The 3755-nt window shown below is 65.6% G+C and carries 4 protein-coding genes; 1 reads left to right on the plus strand and 3 read right to left on the minus strand.

From position 1 onward, the window contains the following. From AOQ71_RS47870 to AOQ71_RS16175, 3 genes are all read right to left on the minus strand, one after another. Positions 1-870, minus strand: an 870-nt coding sequence (locus tag AOQ71_RS47870; protein ID WP_245316897.1) for a molybdopterin-binding protein, incomplete at its 3' end; no start/stop codon positions are given. A gap of 13 nt (positions 871-883) precedes the next feature. Beyond that, on the minus strand, positions 884-1990 hold the full coding sequence (locus AOQ71_RS16170) for a molybdopterin-binding protein (RefSeq protein WP_057747740.1): 1107 nt from the start codon (positions 1988-1990) through the stop codon (positions 884-886). Between the two features lie 54 nt (positions 1991-2044). Continuing rightward, on the minus strand, positions 2045-2872 hold the full coding sequence (locus tag AOQ71_RS16175; protein ID WP_057747743.1) for an ABC transporter substrate-binding protein: 828 nt from the start codon (positions 2870-2872) through the stop codon (positions 2045-2047). Between the two features lie 270 nt (positions 2873-3142). Between AOQ71_RS16175 and AOQ71_RS16180 the strand changes: the two genes are divergently transcribed. Continuing rightward, on the plus strand, positions 3143-3755 hold a 613-nt coding region (locus AOQ71_RS16180; protein ID WP_245316898.1), incomplete at its 3' end, for a helix-turn-helix transcriptional regulator.

The following is a 3755-nucleotide window of genomic DNA, read 5'->3' on the forward strand; positions in this document are numbered from 1 at the left end:
GAGCCGGTCGATGATGCGATGGGACAGGTCGCCTGCGCCCTTCGATGTGCCGCCCGACAGCACCAGCATGTCGGAATCCGCCAGCGCCTGACGCATCGCCACTTCCAGCCTGACTTCGTCGTCGGGAATCGCACCGAGGAAGATCGCCTCGCCGCCGTTCTCGTTGATCGCGGCTGCGACGATCGCACCATTGGTGTCGTAGATCGCCGCCGGCGCAAGCGCCTCGCCGGGCTGCACGAGCTCGTCGCCAGTGGAGATCACCGCAACCCGCGGCTTCCGTGCGACTCTCACCTCGGCGATGCCGCAGGCCGCCAGCATGCCGATCTCGCGCGAGCCGATGATTGTGCCGGCGCGCAGCAGCGCTTCGCTGCGCGCGATGTCGGAGCCTGCGTACGAGACGAACTGCCCCGGCGAGACTGCGCGACGGACATCGATCGCAGCGAGGCCGGACGGCTGGGTGTGCTCGACCATGACGACGGCATCGGCGCCGCGCGGCAGCGGACCGCCGGTCGCGATTGGCGTTGCGGTTCCTCTCGTCACTTGCAGCACAGGTACGGTGCCGCAGTGAATGGTCTCGCTGTTCAGCGCCAGCCGCACGGGTGCGCCTTCGCCGGCGACTGAAAGATCCGCCGAGCGCACGGCAAAGCCGTCGACATTGGAGCGATCGAACGGCGGCACGTCGATCGGCGCGGTGATGTCTTCGGCAAGGGCCGCACCGAGCGCATCGGCGAGCTTGCGCGCCTCTTTCGGGACCGGACGCGGAAACAGCGCAGCATCGAAGCGCGCCAACGCCTCCTCGCGCGAAAGGATCTTGAGAAATTGCTGCTGCTCGAGAGTGCTGCGATCTGGCGGCCTTGGGATCATCGTCATGCCGGAACCCATATCATTCCCGCATCAAATAAGCATCGACCGGTTCGCCCGCAGCAAATCCCTCGCGGCTCGCGGGAATGAGCAACCATGCATCGGATCGGCCGATCGCGTGCAGCGGCCATTCGCCCATGGCAAGCGGCATCCACGTTTTATGTTCCTCCGCTAGTAACGCGATCTCGGCAATGCCGACGCTGGAAGCAATTTTTCGCGCGAGCGGCAAGGTCACCGTGCGACGTGGTTGCCGTGCCGACAATCGATCGATCAGCGGAAGCACCAGCGCAACCCAGACCGCAAGCGCTTGAGCCGGCGAACCGGGCAAGGCGACGACCGGAACCTTTCCGAGCCGACCAGCGGCTGCGGTCCGTCCAGGCTGGAGCGCAAGACCGTGGGCGAGCTCCGCCCCGCGCTCAGCCAGCGCCGTCACCGCGGCATCCGCGCGACCGACGCCGCTGCCGCCGATCGTCAGCAGAAGATCGCAGGCGGACGCATCGAGCGCCGCTGCGATCGACGCCGCATCGCGCGAACCGGCTTCATGCATGCTCACATCCAACCCTGCCGCGCTTGAAAGCTCGGCGATCATCTGCAGCGTCGCGCTTCCACCCGGCACGTTGACGATGCGCAGGCGCGGTCGCCTGACGCTCAGCCCGTCCGCACCCGCAACGCGCGCGAGCAACAGAGCTGCTGCATCGACGGGACATCCCGTTGCGGCCGCGGGCGCGTTCTCGGCGATATCGCTGCCCGCACGCGCGACACCTTGTCCCGGAACGCCCTCCATCAGCACCTGGGCGAGCGGGCCCGACACCTCAACTGCGTCAACATCGAGCACGCAATCACAGCCCGCCGGCATCGCGCCGCCGGCCTCGACCCACACCGGAAGGCCGGCCAGAGGCAGCGGCGAATAGGAGGACGCGCCGACGAGATCGCGGGCGCAAAGCGCCCAGCCATCCACTGCAGCGATGTCGCGCGGCGGAGAGGCCGGCAGCAATGGCATGCCCGCGGAAATACAGCCGGCCGCTTCAATCAGCGGCAATTCGACCGGCCCGACCGGATCGACGCCGCGCAGCAGCGCGGCGAGCCCGGTCTCGAGCGGGGTCAATGAAGGCGGCAAGCACTGGATCATGTCTCATGATGGACCACGCATCGCGCGGTTTGGCAACCACTCGTACCTCGGCCGTTAGCCGCCCGATTTGTCGGCGTTCGGAAAGAACACCTGCTGGCCGTCGACCTTGTAACCGGCGATCGCCGCTTGCCCCTCTGGAGAGATCAGCCAATTGATGAAGGTCTGGCCCAAATCTTTCTTCACGTCCGGAAATTTTTCCGGGTTCACGAGCATCACGCCATATTGATTGAGCAACCGCTTGTCGCCCTCGACGATGATGTCGAGATCGCCGCGTTCCCTGAACGAGATCCAGCTGGCGCGATCTGCAAGCATATAGGCATTCGCCTTGCGCGCGGCATCGAGCGCCGCGGTCATGCCCTGCCCGCTTTCGCGATACCAGGCGCCCTTGGCACTGGCGATGTCGATGCCGGCAACGATCCAGAGTGCGAGCTCCGCCGCATGGGTGCCGGAACGATCGCCCCGCGTCACGAACGGCGCACCCTTGGCTTCGATTGCCTTCAGCGCAGTGACGATGTCCTTGCCCTTCACGCCGGCGGGATCGCTCTTCGGCCCGATCAGCACGAAATCATTGTACATCACGTCGTAGCGCTTGCTGGCGAAACCGTCTGCGACGAATTTCTCCTCCTGCGGCCGGGCGTGCATCAACACCACCTCGACCTCGCCTCTTCGGGCAACATCGAGCACCTCGTCGCTTCGGCGCGCAATCACCGTCACCTCGATGCCGGTCTTGTCGCGGAAAATCGGCAGCAGATAATCCATGAGGCCGGACTCTTGCGTCGCCGTCGTTGTCGCGAGGACGATACTGCGGTCCTCCGCGGACGAGGCCGCAACGGCCGCCGTGAGGCCGCAGGAAAGCGCGAATGCAACGGACAGGCGGCCCATATCAGGTTCCCATTGGCGATGACGCGATCATGATGATGATCGATTGCGCCGCACTCGTGACGCGATACCCATTGGGCGGGTCTTTCGGGAAATCTCGGCAAAGCATGCGCCCACTTTAAGCTCGTTCACTAAAGCAGTGAAAACCGGCGTGCGGACGTGTTGCAAAGCAACGAGATGATCAGGCATGGTTCCCGCGGACCCGAACTGAAATGCAGAATTTCCCCTGCGTTGCACGTCAAAAAGAAGCAAGAATTTGCATAGGAATGCAGGATGGAATTCCTGACGACCAGCGAAGCCGCGGACTATCTCCGCCTCGGCGAACGCAAGCTCTACGAACTCGTGACCAACGGCGCGATCCCCTGCACCAAGGTCACAGGCAAATGGCTCTTCCCGCGACACGAGCTCGACCTCTGGGTGCTGTCGGGCCTGGCGCGCCCTGCCGGCATGCTGACGGCAGAGCCGCCGCCGGTGGTGGGCGGCAGCCAGGACGAGCTGCTGGACTGGAGCCTCCGCGAGTCCGGTTCAGGCCTCGGATCGATGACAGAAGGCAGCGCGCGCGGGCTCGAGCGGCTGCAACGCAACGAGGTGATGGCGGTCGCCGTGCACTTCCACAGCCTCGACGCGGAAGGCAACCTTGCCCCCGACGCCAGCGCGACGGCGCTGCGGGACGCACCTGACTTACATGATGCGCTGCTGGTCGCCTTCGTGCGCCGCGAACAAGGGCTCGTGCTGCCCCCGGGCAATCCAAAGCAGTTGCAGGGGCTCTCCGACGTGCTCGCGCTCGGCGCGCGGATGGCGATGCGACAGCAAGGCACCGGCGCGCAGATGCTGCTCGACGTGCTGCTGAAGCGCGCCGGCGCCTCGACGCGCGATCTGCGGCGGG

The organism is Bradyrhizobium manausense (genome assembly GCF_001440035.1).
GTDB lineage: Bacteria > Pseudomonadota > Alphaproteobacteria > Rhizobiales > Xanthobacteraceae > Bradyrhizobium > Bradyrhizobium manausense.

What these genes read in the sequence shown, in the direction of transcription:
- AOQ71_RS16175 (WP_057747743.1), bottom strand. Translation starts at nt 2,872, where the DNA reads ATGGGCCGCCTGTCCGTTGCATTCGCGCTTTCCTGCGGCCTCACGGCG.
- AOQ71_RS16170 (WP_057747740.1), bottom strand. Translation starts at nt 1,990, where the DNA reads ATGATCCAGTGCTTGCCGCCTTCATTGACCCCGCTCGAGACCGGGCTC.